General features: G+C 54.3%; 1 protein-coding gene. It reads left to right on the forward strand.

The genetic code is table 11. From position 1 onward, the window contains the following. A partial coding sequence (locus HU720_RS23885; RefSeq protein ID WP_186523616.1) for a DUF637 domain-containing protein occupies positions 1-1,760 on the forward strand: 1,760 nt, incomplete at both ends.

Genomic DNA, 1,760 nt, shown 5'->3' on the forward strand with positions numbered 1-1,760 from the left:
AACGTTGGTGGTGCACTGCAGGCCGGTGGCGATGCCAGCGTGACCGCCGGTGCCAGTTTGCTGATCGTCTCCGCCGAAGAGAAGGACAGCAGCAGCGCGGTATTCAAGAAATCGAGTTCCAGCTACAGCCGGGTCACCCAACATCGCAGTGATGTGCAAGTGGGTGGCAGCCTCACGGCCACTGCAGGCGGTGATCTCTCAGTGCTCGCCAGCACTGTCAAAGCCGGTAAAAATCTGGAACTTTCTGCCGGGGGTAATTTGAGTGTCGCTTCAGCGGCCAACGAGCTACATACCGAGTATCACAGCAAGCGTCGAGGAAAGAAGGTAAATCAGCAAGACGATACAGTTCGTCAGCAATCATCTGTGATCGAGGCCGGGGGCGATCTATACGTCGACGCCGGCAATAATTTGAGTATTACCTCCAGTCATTTGAAGTCGGGTGGCGAGGCCTACCTGTACGCGGGGGAGGAGCTTTCGTTAGAGGCGGCGCGGGACAGCGACTACCACCTTTACGACTACAAGAAGAAGGGCAGCCTCGGTAGTAAGAAGACCCAGCGCGATGAAGTGACCGATATCAAGCACATTGGCAGCACCATCACTACGGGTGGTGACCTGACGCTTGTGAGTGAAGGCAACCAGCTGTACCAAGCGGCAAAGCTCGACAGTGGCAATGACATCACGCTGGACAGCGGCGGCAGTATTACCTTCGAGGCAGTCAAGGATCTGCATCAGGAAAGTCACGAGAAGAGTAAAACCAGTTGGGCTTGGACTTCCGCTGAGGGCAAGGGCACGACGGATGAAACCCTGCACCAAAGCCGACTGATCGCCAAAGGTGATCTGGTTATTCAGGCAGTGGATGGCTTAAAGATTGATCTTAAGGAGGTCACCCAACAGTCCGTCAGTCAGACCATAGACGCGATGGTCAAGGCAGACCCTAGCTTAGCTTGGCTGAAGGAGATGGAACAGCGCAACGATGTCGATTGGCGAAGAGTGAAGGAGGTACACGACTCCTTCAAGTACAAACATTCTTCTCTGGGCGGACCGGCCGCAATGATCATTGCGATCGTCGTCACCTACCTTACGTGGGGCGCTGGTTCTGGACTGGCTGGCCTTGCACAAGGGACTTGGCAGGCCGCAGTAGCAGATACCATTACGAGTGCTGTCTTGTCGAATGCTGCCACTAGCACGATCAATAACCGCGGCGACTTGGGCGCTGTAGTTGAAGATGTTACTTCTCCAGAGGCCATTCGGGGCTATATCGTTGCAGGCATTACGGCTGGGCTTACAAAAGGGCTCTTTGATGGAATACTAAAAACAAATACAGATCCGCTCACCAAAGCTATTAAGGTTGACCTCACCAGCCTGGAAGGGATCGGCCGTTTTGCTGGCAACCAAATCTTGCAAAACGGAACATCTACGATCCTTGATCGCGCTCTAGGTGGAGATAGCTCGTTGAGCAGTATCTTGCGTAGCAGCGTCGCCAGTACTTTCGCTGCTGTCGGTTTCAACTGGGTGGGCGATCAGACCAGTCCCGATAAATGGGACCTGAAAGACGGTAGCGTCGCAAAAGTTGGCCTGCATGCCATAATGGGCGGTCTCGCGGCGGAGGCTGCTGGTGGTGATTTCAAAACCGGCGCCTTGGCTGCTGGCGTTAACGAACTGCTAGTCGACGCTCTAGCCAAACAATACAGCGAGATGCCCAAGGAGGAAAGAGACAGGCTTTTGGTAATGAACTCCCAAGTAATAGGAGTTCTTACGGC

The sequence above is a fragment of the Pseudomonas sp. SWRI51 genome (genome assembly GCF_014268825.1).
In the GTDB taxonomy this organism is placed as follows: domain Bacteria; phylum Pseudomonadota; class Gammaproteobacteria; order Pseudomonadales; family Pseudomonadaceae; genus Aquipseudomonas; species Aquipseudomonas farsensis.